This is a genomic window from Embleya sp. NPDC059237 (assembly GCF_042754105.1).
Taxonomy (GTDB): domain Bacteria; phylum Actinomycetota; class Actinomycetes; order Streptomycetales; family Streptomycetaceae; genus Embleya.
Window position 1 is genome coordinate 541103 of the sequence record NZ_JBHZAE010000001.1, and the last position, 14454, is coordinate 555556.

At 68.9% G+C, this 14454-nt stretch carries 13 protein-coding genes; 11 read left to right on the forward strand and 2 right to left on the reverse strand.

The features are described from left to right. The first annotated feature begins 64 nt into the window (after window positions 1–64). Entirely contained in the window at window positions 65–3085 is a 3021-nt protein-coding gene (locus tag ACFXKZ_RS02400) for a hypothetical protein (protein WP_379995492.1), read from the forward strand. A gap of 170 nt (window positions 3086–3255) precedes the next feature. On the opposite strand, the gene ACFXKZ_RS02405 is transcribed toward ACFXKZ_RS02400, so the two are convergent. Beyond that, the gene (locus tag ACFXKZ_RS02405) at window positions 3256–3495 is read right to left on the reverse strand and encodes a hypothetical protein (RefSeq protein WP_379995494.1); all 240 of its coding nucleotides are present in this window, start codon (window positions 3493–3495) and stop codon (window positions 3256–3258) included. Window positions 3496–3607: 112 nt separating this feature from the next. Continuing rightward, window positions 3608–3958 carry a hypothetical protein gene (locus ACFXKZ_RS02410; protein ID WP_379995496.1) on the reverse strand — a complete coding sequence of 117 codons (351 nt, stop codon included), beginning with the start codon at window positions 3956–3958 and terminating at the stop codon, window positions 3608–3610. A gap of 1321 nt (window positions 3959–5279) precedes the next feature. Here ACFXKZ_RS02410 and ACFXKZ_RS02415 point away from each other — a divergent pair. The 10 genes from ACFXKZ_RS02415 to ACFXKZ_RS02460 all read left to right on the forward strand — a co-directional run bounded on the left by ACFXKZ_RS02415 (window position 5280) and on the right by ACFXKZ_RS02460 (window position 14444). After that, entirely contained in the window at window positions 5280–5666 is a 387-nt protein-coding gene (locus ACFXKZ_RS02415) for a hypothetical protein (RefSeq protein WP_379995498.1), read from the forward strand. Further along, window positions 5656–6072, forward strand: a complete 417-nt coding sequence (locus ACFXKZ_RS02420) for a DUF6093 family protein (RefSeq protein WP_379995500.1) — start codon at window positions 5656–5658, stop codon at window positions 6070–6072. The genes ACFXKZ_RS02415 and ACFXKZ_RS02420 overlap by 11 nt, the downstream gene beginning before the upstream one ends. Then, window positions 6042–6503: a hypothetical protein gene (locus ACFXKZ_RS02425; protein ID WP_379995502.1), complete on the forward strand. Its 462-nt coding sequence runs from the start codon at window positions 6042–6044 to the stop codon at window positions 6501–6503. The genes ACFXKZ_RS02420 and ACFXKZ_RS02425 overlap by 31 nt, the downstream gene beginning before the upstream one ends. Then, a complete protein-coding gene (locus tag ACFXKZ_RS02430) occupies window positions 6500–6763 on the forward strand; it encodes a hypothetical protein (RefSeq protein ID WP_379995504.1) in 264 nt (87 codons plus the stop codon). Before ACFXKZ_RS02425 ends, ACFXKZ_RS02430 begins: the two co-directional genes overlap by 4 nt. Continuing rightward, window positions 6760–7197, forward strand: a complete 438-nt coding sequence (locus ACFXKZ_RS02435) for a hypothetical protein (protein WP_379995506.1) — start codon at window positions 6760–6762, stop codon at window positions 7195–7197. Before ACFXKZ_RS02430 ends, ACFXKZ_RS02435 begins: the two co-directional genes overlap by 4 nt. A 276-nt stretch (window positions 7198–7473) precedes the next feature. Beyond that, window positions 7474–7968, forward strand: a complete 495-nt coding sequence (locus ACFXKZ_RS02440; protein WP_379995508.1) for a hypothetical protein — start codon at window positions 7474–7476, stop codon at window positions 7966–7968. A 51-nt stretch (window positions 7969–8019) separates the two neighbouring features. Next, on the forward strand, window positions 8020–8640 hold the full coding sequence (locus tag ACFXKZ_RS02445) for a hypothetical protein (RefSeq protein WP_379995510.1): 621 nt from the start codon (window positions 8020–8022) through the stop codon (window positions 8638–8640). Between the two features lie 68 nt (window positions 8641–8708). Next, window positions 8709–8960 carry a hypothetical protein gene (locus ACFXKZ_RS02450; RefSeq protein ID WP_379995512.1) on the forward strand — a complete coding sequence of 84 codons (252 nt, stop codon included), beginning with the start codon at window positions 8709–8711 and terminating at the stop codon, window positions 8958–8960. Window positions 8961–8974: 14 nt separating this feature from the next. Next, window positions 8975–13543, forward strand: coding sequence for a phage tail tape measure protein (locus tag ACFXKZ_RS02455; RefSeq protein ID WP_379995514.1), 4569 nt, complete (start codon window positions 8975–8977; stop codon window positions 13541–13543). Between the two features lie 4 nt (window positions 13544–13547). Beyond that, complete coding sequence (locus ACFXKZ_RS02460; protein ID WP_379995516.1) at window positions 13548–14444, forward strand: hypothetical protein; 897 nt, start codon at window positions 13548–13550, stop codon at window positions 14442–14444. Window positions 14445–14454: the final 10 nt, after the last annotated feature.

The following is a 14454-nucleotide window of genomic DNA, read 5'->3' on the forward strand; positions in this document are numbered from 1 at the left end:
GCCGGTGTCCGCGTCGGACGATGATGGTCACCGTCGGACACCATCCAGCAATCCCGGGAGACGCGTGGACGAGGACGCCGCCGCCACGGCCGCGGCAGCGGAGCTGCGGCGCCGACTGGAGGATGCGCTGGCGCAGTCACGCAAGACCAAGACACAGCTCGCGGGCATCACGGGTCTGGCCCGCACCACGGTGAGCGAAGCGTTCCGGCCCGGTAAGCTCCCGTCGGCGGAGACCACCGCCGCGCTTGCCCGGGCACTGGGCCTGGACGTGCCGGCGATGCTGGACCTCCGGCGGCGCGCCACCGCCCCCGCCCCGCGCGACGTGGAAGAGGACGACCGGCCGATCGGGCCTTGGCATCCGGACGAACCGACCGCCCCGCGCGACGCGGAAGAGGACGACTGGCCGATCGGGCCATGGCAACTCCACGAACCGGCCGTCCCGCGCGATAGGGGGGTGGGCCGGCCGATCGAGGCATGGCACCCCCACGACCTGGAGGTCCATCCCGCCGGCACGCCGAGGATGACGGGCAGGTCCGGCCGTGACGACGCGGCGCTGCCCGGGTACGTCGAGCGTGCTCACGACCGGGCGCTGGCCGAAACCGTGCGCGCCGTCGCCGCCGGACGCAGTGCGCTGGTGGTGCTGGTCGGGTCGTCGTCGACGGGCAAGACCCGGGCGTGCTGGGAGGCGGTGCAGCCGCTGGCGGACCGGGGATGGTGGTTGTGGCATCCGTCGGATCCGACCCGGGCCGAGGCGGCGCTCGCGGATCTCGCCCGGGTGGGACCGCGGACGGTGGTGTGGTTGAACGAGGCCCAGCACTACCTGGGCGACCCACGGGCCGGCGAGCGGGTCGCGGCAGCGGTGCACACCCTGCTGACGGACGCGGATCGCGGGCCGGTACTGGTGCTGGGCACGCTGTGGCCGGAATACGCCCGCGAGTACACCCGACTCCCCCGCCCCGGCGAGACGGACCCGTACAGCCGGGTCCGCGAACTGTTGAGCGGGCGCACCCTCGCCGTCCCCGATGCCTTCGACGACGCCGCCCTGCGCACGGCGACCGCCTTGGCCGAAGCGGGCGATCGCCACCTCGCCGACACCCTCGCCCGCACCCGCGACGACGGCCGCGTCGCCCAGGACCTGGCCGGCGCCCCGGAACTCCTGCGCCGCCACACCGAGGGCACCGAACCCGAACGGGCCCTGCTGCATGCGGCGATGGACGCCCGCCGGCTCGGGCTGGGCCCACACCTGCCCTGGGCGTTCCTCGTCGACGCCGCCACCGACTACCTCGACGATCACACCTGGGACGCCCTCCCCGAGGACTGGGCGGAGACCGCGCTCGACGAACTCGCCCACCCCGGCCTCGGCACCCACGCCCCACTGCGCCGCGCCGGCCGCCCCCGACGGCGCGCATCGCCCCCTCCGGGCTCGCCGGCGCCACCGCCGGCGAGCGGCGGACCGGTGTACCGCCTCGCCGACTACCTGGAACAACACGGCCGCCACGAACGCCTACGGGTGTGCCCGCCCGCCTCCTTCTGGGAGACCGCGGCCCTCACCGCCACCCCCGAGGAACTGCGTTCCCTCGCCCGGGCGGCGACCGAACGCGGACGTCATCGACACGCCGCACTCCTCACCCGACGAATCGCCGACACCGGAGACACCCACGCGTTGTTCGTCCTCGCCGAGATGCGGGAGGAGGCCGGGGATCCGGATGGCGCCGAACGCCTGTACCGGGAGGCCGCCGACACCGGAAGCACCCACGCGTTGTTCGTCCTCGCCCGGATGCGGGAGGAGGCCGGGGATCCGGATGGCGCCGAACGCCTGTACCGGGAGGCCGCCGACACCGGAAGCACTCACGCGTTGTTGTGCCTCGCCGAGATGCGGGGGAAGGCCGGGGACTCGGACGGCGCCGAACACCTGTACCGACAGGCCCTCGACGCCGGAGAGACCCATGCGTTGTTGGGTCTCGCCGAGATGCGGGGGAAGGCCGGGGACTCGGACGGCGCCGAACACCTGTACCGACAGGCCGCCGACACCGGAGAGGCCTACATGCTGTTGTGCCTCGCCAGGGTACGGAAGGAAGCCGGTGACCTGGACCGCGCCGAACACCTGTACCGGCGGGCCGCCGACGCCGGAGACACCCAGGCGCTGTTGTGCCTCGCCGGGATGCGGCAGGAGGCCGGGGACCGGTACGGCGCGGAGGTCCTGTCCCGGCAGGCCGACTCCGCGCTGGACACCACCGCGATGATGCGCATTCTCGAGATGTGGGAGGCGGCGGGGGATCGGGACAACGCCGAACGCTTCGCCCGGGAGGTCGCCCTCGCCGGAAACACCTCCCTCCTGTTACACCTCGCCGGGAAGTTGGAGTGGAGCGAGAACCCGCACGACGCCGAACGCCTGTACCAACAGGCCATCGACGCCGGAGACACCGGTGCACTGACTCGCCTCGGCGTCCTGCGGGAGGAAGCCGGGGACCCGGACGGCGCCGAACGCCTGTACCGACAGGCCATCGACGCCGGGGACACCAGCGGACTGAATCACCTCGGCTCCATGCGGAACAAGGCCGGGGACCCGGACGGCGCCGAACGCCTGTACCGACAGGCCATCGACGCCGGAGACCCCCACGCACTGGAGGGGCTTGTCTGGATGCTGAACGAGGCGGCCCGGGACGCCCTCGAACGCACGTGCCCGGAAAACACCGACACCGGAAACACCGACACGTGGCCCTTTCGGCCCTGGGCGTGGAACGAGCAAGGGAACCCGGACTACGTCGAAAGCCTGTGCCGGGAAGCCGCCGACGCCGGGGACATCAGCGGGCTCCGGCTGCTCGCCGGGCTACGGCACGCAGCCGGAGACGAGGACGCCGCCGAACGCCTGTACCGGGAAGCCGCCGACGCCGGAGACACCGTCGCGCTGCTGCGCCTTGCCCGGATGCGGGAGGAGGCCGGAGATCTGGACGGCGTCGAACGCCTGTACCGGGAGGCCGCCGACGCCGGAGACCCCCGAGGGGTGAAGGCGTTGGCCCGGCTCTCGGCGCAACGCTCGCGGTACGGGTGGGAACCCGATGGCAGCATTTCCCCGCCTTGGTAGGCCGCGAGGGGGTGAAAGGGCGGTCCTGGGGCTGGTCACCCCCGACGGGCCCCCGGCCACACTCGGGCAGCCCACGCGGACAGCTGGTCACCGCGTTCCGGACGTTCTTCCGGAGTTGATGCCCCCACCGTCATGCGCTTTTCGTGTCCGGCTTCCACCCGCCGGCTGCGTCAGACGTCGAGCACGGGCCAGTTGCCTTCGGCGATGATGGCGCTCGCGGGAACCAGGACGTTCCTGCCGCTCGTGTCGGTCTTGATGCACTGGCCGTTCTTGAAGAACCAGAAGCCGGAACCGGAGAACACCGCGGCGTCGATGTCGCGTCCGAACGCCGCGAACGCTGGCCACGCCTCCGTCGCCGTGATGTCCACCGGGCCCAACTCGCGGTTCTTGCCGCCGGGATCCGTCTTCACGGCCTGGTTTCCCTTGAAGAACCAGAACCCGCTCGCACCCCCGTCACCTGACTCCACCGCCGCGCCCCCCGGACTCGAACCCGGTGCCGGCCGTGACTTCCGCCGGCGTGCGTCAGGCTCGGCCGGCCAGGTAGGTGTTCCAGTCGCGGCCGGCGCGTCGGGCCCAGTTCAGGGCGCTGGTGAGGCTGATGCCCGTCAGTGAGCCGAGGACGGACGGTGGGAGGTCGGCGGCGAGGGTGATCAGGGCGGAGTTGCGCGCGGGAATGACCGGGAGTCCGTGGCGTCGCAGCTTGTGCGTGAGGTGGTGGGCGGTGACGGGCCGGCTGGCGAGCTGGCCGGGAAAGAGCCAGCGGGTGCCCGGGCGGTCGGTGCCGCGGGCGACGGCGGATGTCGTGAGGGCGTGTTCGGCCTGGCGGACGAGGAGGCGAAAGAGCGCGGGGGGGAAGTGTGGCGGGGTGTTCACCGAGTCGGATCGTGGGGTGTGTGCCGCCGGTGAGGTGGCCGGTGGTCAGTTCGGTGATGCGCTCCCCGCTGATGCCGTAGAGGAGTGTCAGACAGCCGGCGGCGCGAACGTCCAAGGGAAGGCTGTCGTCTTCGAGACATCGGCTCAGCAACCGTCCCCGTTGTTCGGGGGTAAACCAGTTCCGGGGTTCCGGGGCGCGCCTGGGGTGGGGGATGTCGAGGTTCGCGGTGAGACCGCGGTCGTGGGTCCACTTGAGGAAGCCGCGGGCGGAGCGCCGGGACGGACCGCCGGTGTCCAGCCACTCGTCGACGTGTCGCTGGGTGACGCCGTCGAGGGGGAGGTTGTTGTCGGCGGCCCAGGTGAGGAAGCCGATCACGGCCAGCAGATGGTTCCGTTTGCGGGCCAGGCTCTGGGCCGTGAACCGGGTTCGGCGGGCGCGTCGGCGGGCGTCTCGGACGACGACCCAAGTGCCGTAGGCGCGCGGGACGTTGCGGTGTTCGGCCCGCGCGTCGGCCGCCTTGCGTTCCAGCCAGGGCGCGAGGCGTTCGAGGGCTTCGTGGCGTTCGGGAAGGACGCCGAAATGGACGAGACTGGCGCGCAGCACGACGACGGCGGGGCGGTTGGCTTCCGCGTCCAAGACCTCGTGGGTCACCTCGGTGCCCTGGGCGACCAGGCGGCGCAGGAGTGCGGCCCCGCCGCGGGGTTTGTCGAGCCACACCAGGGCGGACCGGGCACGGGGTACGTTCGCCAACGCGTCGATCAGGGACGCAAGTCGGGCGGGTGTCGCTCCGTCCGGGTCGGTGAATTCGGTGGTCAGTCGGCGACGCAGCACGCAGCGGGCGCATTGTTCGTGACGGTCGGTCTTCTCTCCGCTTCCGCATGCGGGACAGAGATAGGCGTTGTACGCGCCGCAGCACCGCCCGCACAGGCCGTCGCCCTGTTCGGTGCGACCGATCAGGGGGCGGATCCGCCCGCATCGGGTGCACGGGGCGGGATGGCTGCGGATGTAGTGGTAGCAGGTGTGGCAGACGTCGCCGAGCGGCCAGCGCGCGTTGACCGGGCGAGGGTCAATCACTCGCATGAGACACCGACAAACCCTGGCCCTAACGGCCCCGTCCCACTTCACCTCGTAGCCCCACGCGGCCTTGTCCGTCGGCAGCGGGCCGGGCGTGGCAAGTATCGGGGCGATCCGGGGCAGCGTCACCATGCGGTGAGGGTCGTCCCGGTGGTGGCCGGGCATACCCTGCGGCCGCGCAGGTCGCCCGAACGGAGCCATCCGTGTCCGATAACGCTTTCAGCGCCTGCTCGTACGCTGGTGATCATGACTGACGCAGCGACCTCGGGGGCTGCACTTCACCGCCTCACGATCACCTCGGATGGCGCACGGCACGAACTCCACCTGGACGGCCAGGACCTGACGGACAGCCTGCGCGGAATCGAAGTCGTCCTCGAAGCAGGGACACCGCCTGTGGTCGTCCTGCATCCGGCGCCGGCTCGCGCCATGCCGGCCGTGCTCGATGTTCTCGCGCGCGTGCACGTCGGCGAAGATGACCCCGGCCCGGCCGCCGCGAGGTTCATCGCGCGCATCGACCCGGGAGAGTTGGAGCGGGCGGCACTCAACCGCATGGATCTGGGCTCCGGGCCCCACAGCCTGACGGAGGCCATGATGCGACAGCTCACCGAATGGGCGACCGGCCATGCCCGTTGACCTGGACCGTGTGGCCGCGGCCGTCGACCACGCGGTACTCCTCGACCGCGTACGGATCGAACGCGCCTCGATCGAGGCCGCGTATACCCTCGACCCGCAAACGGGCCGGTTGATCTCGACGCCACCCACACTCGTCCACGACGGTCCCGGACTGGTGTCCCGGCACAGTGGCGCGCCACCGACCACTCTCCTCGAGGGAGCGATTCGACTCCCCGACTCGCAGGACTGGTACCAACTGCTCCTGTCCAAGAGCGCACCCGCCGTTCGGGAGGCCGACGAACTCACCGTCCTGATCTCCCGCGACGTCCAGTTGCTCAACCTCCGCTTCCGGATCGCGGGCAGCGACGTGGGGACGATGCTGGTGGTGCGCACCGTATGGATGACGCGGATGAGGACGACTACCTGATGGCACTTCAACCACGCGGCATGTCGGGCCCAAACGGCGGTGCGGGAATCTCGACGAACGCTGCGCTGGTAGCCGCCCAGCTTGCGGCCTACCAGGCGCGTGTTGCCGCCAGAACGGCGGTCAGTGTTCAGCATCAGGCCGTACTGCTGGAGGCGGCGATCCGCGCCCATGCCTCCGGGCGTCCCGGCCCGCGGGCGATCACCGGTCGCTACAGGGCATCGTGGACCGGGCGGGTCATCCACAGCCCGGCGGGTTCAACCGCGACAGTCGGTACCGACGCTCCGCAAGCGCGGCGTCTGGAGTACGGCTTCGTCGGGAGAGACAGCCTCGGACGTCACTACCAGCAGCCTCCCTTTCCCCACGTAGCTCCGGCCTTCGAAATGGTTCGTGCGACGTTCCTCGCCTCGCTCTCCCAGGCGGTCCGCCCATGAGCCCCAGCCCACGCCAAACAGCGATGCGGGACGCCTTGTCCGCCGTCGTCCGAGATCACGACGACGGGATGCTCGTGCGGTTCATGGTCGTAGCCGAAGCCGTGACGTTTACCGGGGACCGCCAATTCCTCGCGGTGAGCTCCGACGGCTGTTCGCACTGGGACGCGCTCGGCCTACTGGACTACGGACGGCTGTGCATCCAGAACGAAGCCGTGTCGGGCCGAGACGCCCCAGGCAACGACGAGGAGGACTCGCAGTGATCGATCGAGCCCCCGTCACCGAAGCCGTCCGGCGTCTGATCGAGTCGTCCACCAAGCGGCCCTGCGGCCTCGCCGAACTCCCTTACGTCGACGGACCGTCGGGCCTTGCACCGGCCGAACCCCCCTACACCGTCCTGTATCCGGTCGGCGGATCGATCACCGGACCTCCGTTCGGCGACAGCACCGCGGACGCCTCCTACGTCTACCAGCTCACCATCATGGCCGAACGTGCCGATCAGGCGGAATGGCTGACCGACCGAGGGCGCCGCGCGCTGCTGGAGCGGCGACCGAACGGCGCATGGCTGAACGAAATCGACCTGCCCGGCGCGGCCGTGATGGCCCGCCAACTCGTGGAGGACACCGGTCTCCACGCCGAGGGGACTACAGTGACATCCGTACTTCGAGTGCGGTTGGATCTCACCCCCACCGCATGAACGACGCCTACCGCGAGGCTTGAGACGCGGACGCTGGACCCACCCGGGCCCGGCCGACCTCCCGAAACCGGGGACGTGGCCGTGAACAACTCCCCCCGGAAGGGCGCCCCGCACTCCGCCGCCCATCCGAGCCCGGAGTAGCAGGCCACCACCCTCGCGAGTTCATAGCTTGATCGCCCACCGTGGGGCGCACCTCGCGGACATCGGACCCGCCCGGGTACCGGTCGACCCCCAGAACCAGGGGCGTGGCCGTTGCCCGCCCCGGGAGGGTCCGCAATGGCAGCCCCACAGCAGCAACGCTTCATGCGCCGCGGCGTCAGCCGTTTCTACTTCCTGAAGACGATCGGCGCGGCAACCGGCATCCCCACGCGAACCGAACTGAACGGCGCCGGCGCGACCGATCTTTCCCCGTGGATCGCCAGCATCGAAGGCTGGGCCAGCGAATCCGAGGACATCGAGACTCCGGACATGGGCAGCTCCTACACGAGCAAAATCCCCGGGCCCGAATCCAGCGCGGACTCCTCGTTCACGTTCTACGAGGACCTGGCCGGCGACGTCGTGGAGCAGCTTCTCGCAAAGGACGTCACCGGCTACGTGGTCATCCTCCGCAAGGGCGACCGCCCAGCAAGCAAGTCCATGGACATCTTCAGCGTTCGCGTCGCCTCGCGCCCGGCGGAATACAGCAGCGGAAACGACCCGGCCCGATTCACCTGCAAGTTCAGCATCACCGCCCCGCCACTCCTCGACCAAGCCGTCCCACCGGCCACGTAACGGGTGTCCCCGCACCCGCAGACCTGACCGATCCGACGGACGAGGACATCCGTGGCAACAAAGAACCCCACACCCAAGAAGCAACCACCGACGCGTGCCGTCGGTCTCGACGCCCACTGGGCGGCGAAGCGCGCTCGGCTCCTGCAGCGAAGCCTGCCGGAGCAGCGCCTCGTGTTCTGCGACGACGACACCGCGAAGCGGGAACTCGTCCGAGCGGAGACCGACTTGGCGGCGGCGCGCGTCCGCGCGGAGGACGCTTACGACCGCAGGCACGGTCCCGTCACGGGGCAGGATCGAGCCGAGTTCGTGGCATCCGCCGTCGAAAGCGAGCAGCGCGCCACCGACACGGCGCGCGCCGCGGTCGAGGCCGCATCGATCAGCCTGCACTTTCGCGCGCTGAGCGCCCGCCGTTTCCAGGAACTCATGGAGGCGCATCCGCCATCCGAGAGCGAGGCGGAGACGGGCGCGCAGTTCGACCTCAACTCCTTCCCCCCGGCGCTGGTCTCGGCCTGCCACTTCGACCGCGACGACTTCGGCAACGAGGTGCCGGGGATGTCCGTCGAAGAGGCGGCGGAGTTCCTTGCGGCCTGGCCGACCGCCGAGGCGAACGCGCTGTTCAGCGTCCCGTTCGCCCTGAACCAGACGATCAGAGGCGACCTGGGAAAAGGCTGATCGCTGAACCGCGCCTCCGCGCCGAACTCGCCTTGTGTGACAGGTGGGGCATCCCTCACAGCCAGTGGTTGGGGGCCGGAGACGGCCGGTGGACGGCCTCCGACCGGGCCAAGGCGCTGGCCTGGGCCGCGTACGCGCGATCGATCTGCGAGGGCTGCGGCACCCGCGCAGCCGAGTGGGACGAGGACCGCTTCGCCTACATCACGACGACATTCCGATGCCCGGGCTGCGAACTCATCGACCAAGAACGCGCCCAAGTCCCCGAATCGGAGCGCGGCATGAAAGTCGGCCTCATTCCCCGCAGCAACCACGACCACTAGGAAGGACGTAGTCCGTGGCGGGCTTTTCGCTACAGGTGATCCTGAGTGCCGCCACGGCCGCATTCAACGCGGGATTCCAGGCCGCCTCCCGGCAGGTCCAAAACTTCGGCCAGTCCGTCAACCAGGCGGGACGCAACCTTCGCCAACTTGTCGGCCACTCCGAGCAGGTTCAGCGCACGGTTTCGACCGCGATGATGGCGACCGGCGGAGCCATCGCCCTCGGCTTGGGCCTGGGCATCAGGTCGGCGATCAAGCTCCAAAGCGCCATGGCGAACGTCCTGACGATCAGCCGCCAGATCAACGCCAGGAACGTCGAGAGCTACACCAGCGCGATCGTGGACATGTCCACGCGCTTGCCGCAGTCGAGCGAACAACTGGCGAAGGGCCTCTACCAGGTCGTTTCCACCGGGTTCGACGGCCAGCAGGCAATGCACCTCCTGGACGTCGCCGCCACGGGCGCGAGCGCCGGCCTCACCGACACCGAGACGGCCGCCACTGCCCTGCTCGGCGTCATGAAGGCGTACGGCAGCCCGGTTTCGGCAGCCAACGATCTCATGGACACGATGTTCCAGACCGTGAACTACGGTGTCGTGAGCTTTCAGCAGCTGGCTCAGGAACTCGGCGACGTCGTTCCGATGGCCGCTGCCGCAGGGATCGCCTTCGACGATGTCTCGGCCGCGTTCGCGACGATCACGCTTGCCGGCGTCCCCGCTCCGGAGGCCGCCACCGCCTTGAATCAGTTGATCAGCCGGTTCATGAAGCCCACGCAGGAAATGTCCCAGGTTTTCAACGACATGGGGTACGAGAGCGCCGCGGCGGCCGTCAGAACCGATGGCCTGTATGTGGTGATGCAAAAGCTCGGCGCCGTCACCGGCGGGGTCGCCGAGAACATCGTCCCTCTCCTCGTCGACGTTCGCGCTGTCCGTGCCGCCCTCGCGCTCGGCGCGGCCGAGGGCAAGAACTACTCGGACGTCTACCAGGGCATCGCGTTGTCCACTGCCCGCGCCCAAGCCACCCAGCGCGCCTATGAGATCCAACTCAACACGGTGTCGGGCCAGTGGACGATGGCCGGAAACACCGCCTCCGCTTTCGCCCTCAGAATCACGCAGGCCGCCCTTCCCGCCCTGCAAGCCGTCGGAAGCACGGTCGGGTCGGTGGCCCAGACCTTCTACTCGTTGCCCTCGTCGTTGCAGACCGGAATCGGGGTGTTCCTGGCCGTCTCGGCTGCGGCCTTGCTGCTCGGGTCCGGACTGATGAAGGCCCGGGCGTCCTGGGTGGCGTTCCAGGCGGCGCTCACCGCCAGTCGAAACGGCGGCAGCATGCTGCCGACCGTCATCAAGGGCACAAGCCTCGCGGTCGCTGGCCTGGGCCTTGCCTTGGTCGCAGCGATCGGTATCTACAGCGCGTTCACTGCCTCGAAGCGCAAGGCCAAAGAAGCGACAGACGAACTTGTCGACGCCCTCAAGCGGGAACGCGAAGGAGCCCCGGGTGCCTCGGTGGAGACCCTGGCGAGTCAAATCCTCAAGGGCGGAGACGCCAAGCGCCTGGAGGAAGCCGGGATCAGTGTCCACGAAGCCGTCGCGGCTATCACCGAAGGCGGCGCCAAGCTCCAAGCGATGCGCGACACCCTCGACTACCAGAAGTCGGCCTCCTTCAAGGTCATCGGACTTGGGGCCTACACGTACAACAAGGACTTCGAGAAGGCCAAGGAAGTCCTCGACATGCGGTCCGAGGCGTGGGAAAAGGCCAGCGCCCAAGACCGCAAGGGTGTCGAAGAAATGGCCAAGATCAATGCGCAGGCCCAGCGGTTCAGCCTCAAGTTCATCGCCGGCTGGGACCTGTCGATGCTCGTGCCGCGCAACAAGGACGGGCAGGCCCAGTACTCGGATCAGATGAAGGCGATGGCGGAATCCCTCCAGTCCATCGTCGACCCGGCGAAGGCATGGTCGAACGCGCAGGAGAAGGTATCGGACGCCAACAAGAAGGCGGGCAGGTCCGCCGACGCGTCCAAGGCGTCCCTCGTCGACTATGTGGCCGAGCTGAACAAGCAACTCGAAGCGCAGCGATCCTTCCAAGGGAACCTGACGCAGCTCGCCATGGTCGGGCGCGTCGACCTGGCGCAACACTTCTCGAAGTTGGGTGTCGAAGGCGCGCCTCTTCTGGACGAAGTCGTCAAGCAGATCCAGGCGGGAAAGCCCAAGGTCGCCGACCAGCTCGAAGCGATCCTGCGCGAGTCCGGCCAAAGGGCCACACCCGCCTTCGCCGCCGGCCTAGAGCAATTGCCCCTCATTGCCGCCCAGTACGGGCAGAAGATCGCGGCCTCGTGGGCCGACGCAATCCAGACCAACGACCCGGGCAAGGTCAGTCGGGTCCTCTCCGACATGGCGGTGTCGTCGATGAGCACGGCCGGGAAGAACATCGCCGTCTCCGCCCGCGGTCAGATGACCGAAGCCATGAACCTGGTGGCACGCGTGGCCAAGGAACGCGGGCCCGAGATCGGCTTGGCGTTCACCCAGGCCATGCAGCGCGGCGATTTCGCCTTTGCCCAGAACCTCATCAAGCCGATGTTCCCCGACCCCAAGTTTCCGGCACCGAACATGGAGCCTCTGACGCAGGCAGTCAGTGGGGCAACCAGGACGGCGGGCGCCGAGTGGACCGGGATGCTGGACCTCCTCGTCCAAGTAGCGTCCACACGAGGGCCGGAGGCGGCCCAGGCCCTGACCGGAGCACTCCTCAACGGCGACATGGACGCCGTGACGGCGAAGCTCAACGAGATCGGGGTCTCGGTGCAGACGATCCCGGGCAGCAAAGACATCCGCATCATGGTCCCCACCGGCGATGCCGTCGCCGAGCTTGAACGCCTGCAAATCCTGATCGGCGGCATCCCGCCGGGGGCCTCGATCACCATCAGTGCCCCCACTCAGTTCGCCCAGCAGGAGTTGGCGGCCCTGGGCTTCGCCGTTTCACAGGTTCCCGGGAGCAAGCAGGTCACGATTACTGCGCCCACCGGGACGGCCGCAGCGAACGCCGCGTCGATCCAGGCCGCAATCAACGAGATCAAAGGCAAGACGATCTCGATCGGTGTCAACGCTCCGGCCTCGGTTTCGATCCCGGTGTACTTCCCGCGCGTGGGAAGTCCCACGGACCACAACGCTGACGGCGTCAACGACCTCTTCCAGGACGGCAACCAGCGCAAGGGAATCAAGCAGGCAGAGGGCGGAGTGCTGGAGTTCTTCGCCCGAGGCGGTGTACGGCCGCGTGAGAATCACGTGGCCCAGATTGCCAAGGGCGGCACCGCCCGTGTGTGGGCGGAGGCTGAGCCAGAAGGGGAGGGATACGTGCCTTTGGCCCCGGGGAAACGGAAGCGGTCGAAGGCCATCATGGAATGGATCGCCGCGCACTTCGGCGGCGAGATCGCCTGGTACGCGCGCGGGGGAATCCGAGGCGCATCCGGCGGACTGAGCGGCTTCCGATACAAGACCTCGAGCGGCGGCGGTTCGTCGTTCAGCCCCTCACAGATCGCGTCGAAATCCCGGAAGAAGTCCGGGAAAGATGGTGCCGACGTCTTCGACGCCTCGTCGTTCGAGAAGAACCTCGCAGACTCTGTGAAGAAAGCAGCGCAGTGGCGCAGCGACATCACGGCCATCGCCGACCGCGCAGGAAGCGATGTAGTCGCGGCGTTGGAGGCGATGGGTGAGGACGGCGTGGCCATGGCCCGCCGCATGGCCACGGGCAGCGGCGCGTACTTCGAGCGGATGGCCGCGCAACTCAAGGCTCTGGCTCAGGACGCGAAGGCGTCGTTGACGGACTACACCCGCCAACTCAACGCCGCCGTTGCAGACCAGGCCGGATTCGAGAGCAACCTGGCTCGGCTTGCTGCTGCCGGACACTCGGCGCTCGCAGCGCAACTCGCTGAGCAAAACGACGAATCGGCGTACGAACTCGCCGCTCAGGCTGTCAGCAATAGTGCCCTGGCGCGCCAAGCCGATTTGGCGGCGCAGGCCGGCAAGCGCCTCCTCGGGTCCCAACTCACCGATCTCCTCACGATCATCGGCGCTATTCGCGCCGGTGGGGGAGGGATCCACGCCGTGGCCGAATCCAGCGGCCTCGACGAGGACCTGATCATCGACGTGTCCACCATCGGCGAAGCCACTATCCGGTCGACGCTGGGTGGCACCGCCGACAAGTTCCTCGACGACCTGGCGCGGGCCAAGAAGGGCCTTTCCTACGCGAACGGCGGGTTCCTGACCCCCGGCATCTACTCGACCTCCGGAGGCGTCGTGCGTTTCGCCGAACCGGTCACCAACAAAGAGGCGTTGATTCCCTACCACGCCGCGGCACGCGGCAACGCCACCCGCGTGCTCCGCAGCGTCGCGGACGACTTCGGTTACGAACTCGGCACCCGCAGAGCTGTCGACGCGTCATCTGCGGCGTCCGCCCGGCCGATCGTGATCATCCGGCAAGAAGGCCCGGCGATCGGGTCCTTGACGGTCCCGGTGACGCGATCCGACGCGACTCCGACCGCCATCTACCGCGAGATCGACTACCAGATCCGCAGAGCGCGACGAGGTGCAGGGCGGTGATCCGATGACCAAGCTCGAACTCAAGGAATTCCAAGCGGACCTGGGCGGTGTGCTCATCGGGACCGACACGCACGTCCTCATCAAGTCCATTGATGGGCTTGGGCGGCCCGAAGTCCGCGACGACGACGCGAAACGGGCCGAAGCCGACGGCATCATGCTCGGCGCCGACTACTACGAAGCGCGGGAACTCCGGATCGCCGCCGGTATCAGGACGCCCGGTGATCCGGCGCACGCCCTGGACATCCTGGCGGCTCTCCAGGAACAGGCCGACGACTCCGCGATCCGCACCGTCGGCGGTTCCCTCCAGGAACTCCGCATGCGATGGCCGGGCCGACCCGTCAAGATCCTCCGCGGGCGACTTCGCCTCCTGGACCCGGACATGGGGTCGCTCGTCCACGGCTGGATCCCCCTCGACATTCGATTCATCGCCGGTGATCCGTTCTGGCATGCAGACACGGACCAGCAAGTTGTGGCACGGCTCACGCGTACGTGGGAGGGCGGCTTCAGAGCGCCGATCGTCACACCGGTGCGTGTGGGCTTGCGCGGTAACGACGCGGGGCCACCGTCATGGGTCTCGAACGCGGGCACACGGCCCGCGTACCCGATCGTGACGCTCACCGGACCCCTGGTGTCGCCGCGGGTATGGATCGTGGAGACCGGCGCGGCGCTGCGCATCGACGGCTACATCCCGAGCGGCGTCGTCGTGGAGATCGACACACGGCCACTCCGACGCACCGTGACCCGGGCCGGCGCAGCGGCATCGACCCTCCTCGCCTCCGACAGTCCCATGGACCTGTTCTGCTTTCCGCCGGGACAAAGCGAAGTCCGCTGGGAGGCCGCCGAATACCATGCGGACGCGCGCCTGACCCTGACGTGGCGCGCCTCGTGGAAGGCTTTGTAGAACAGCACTC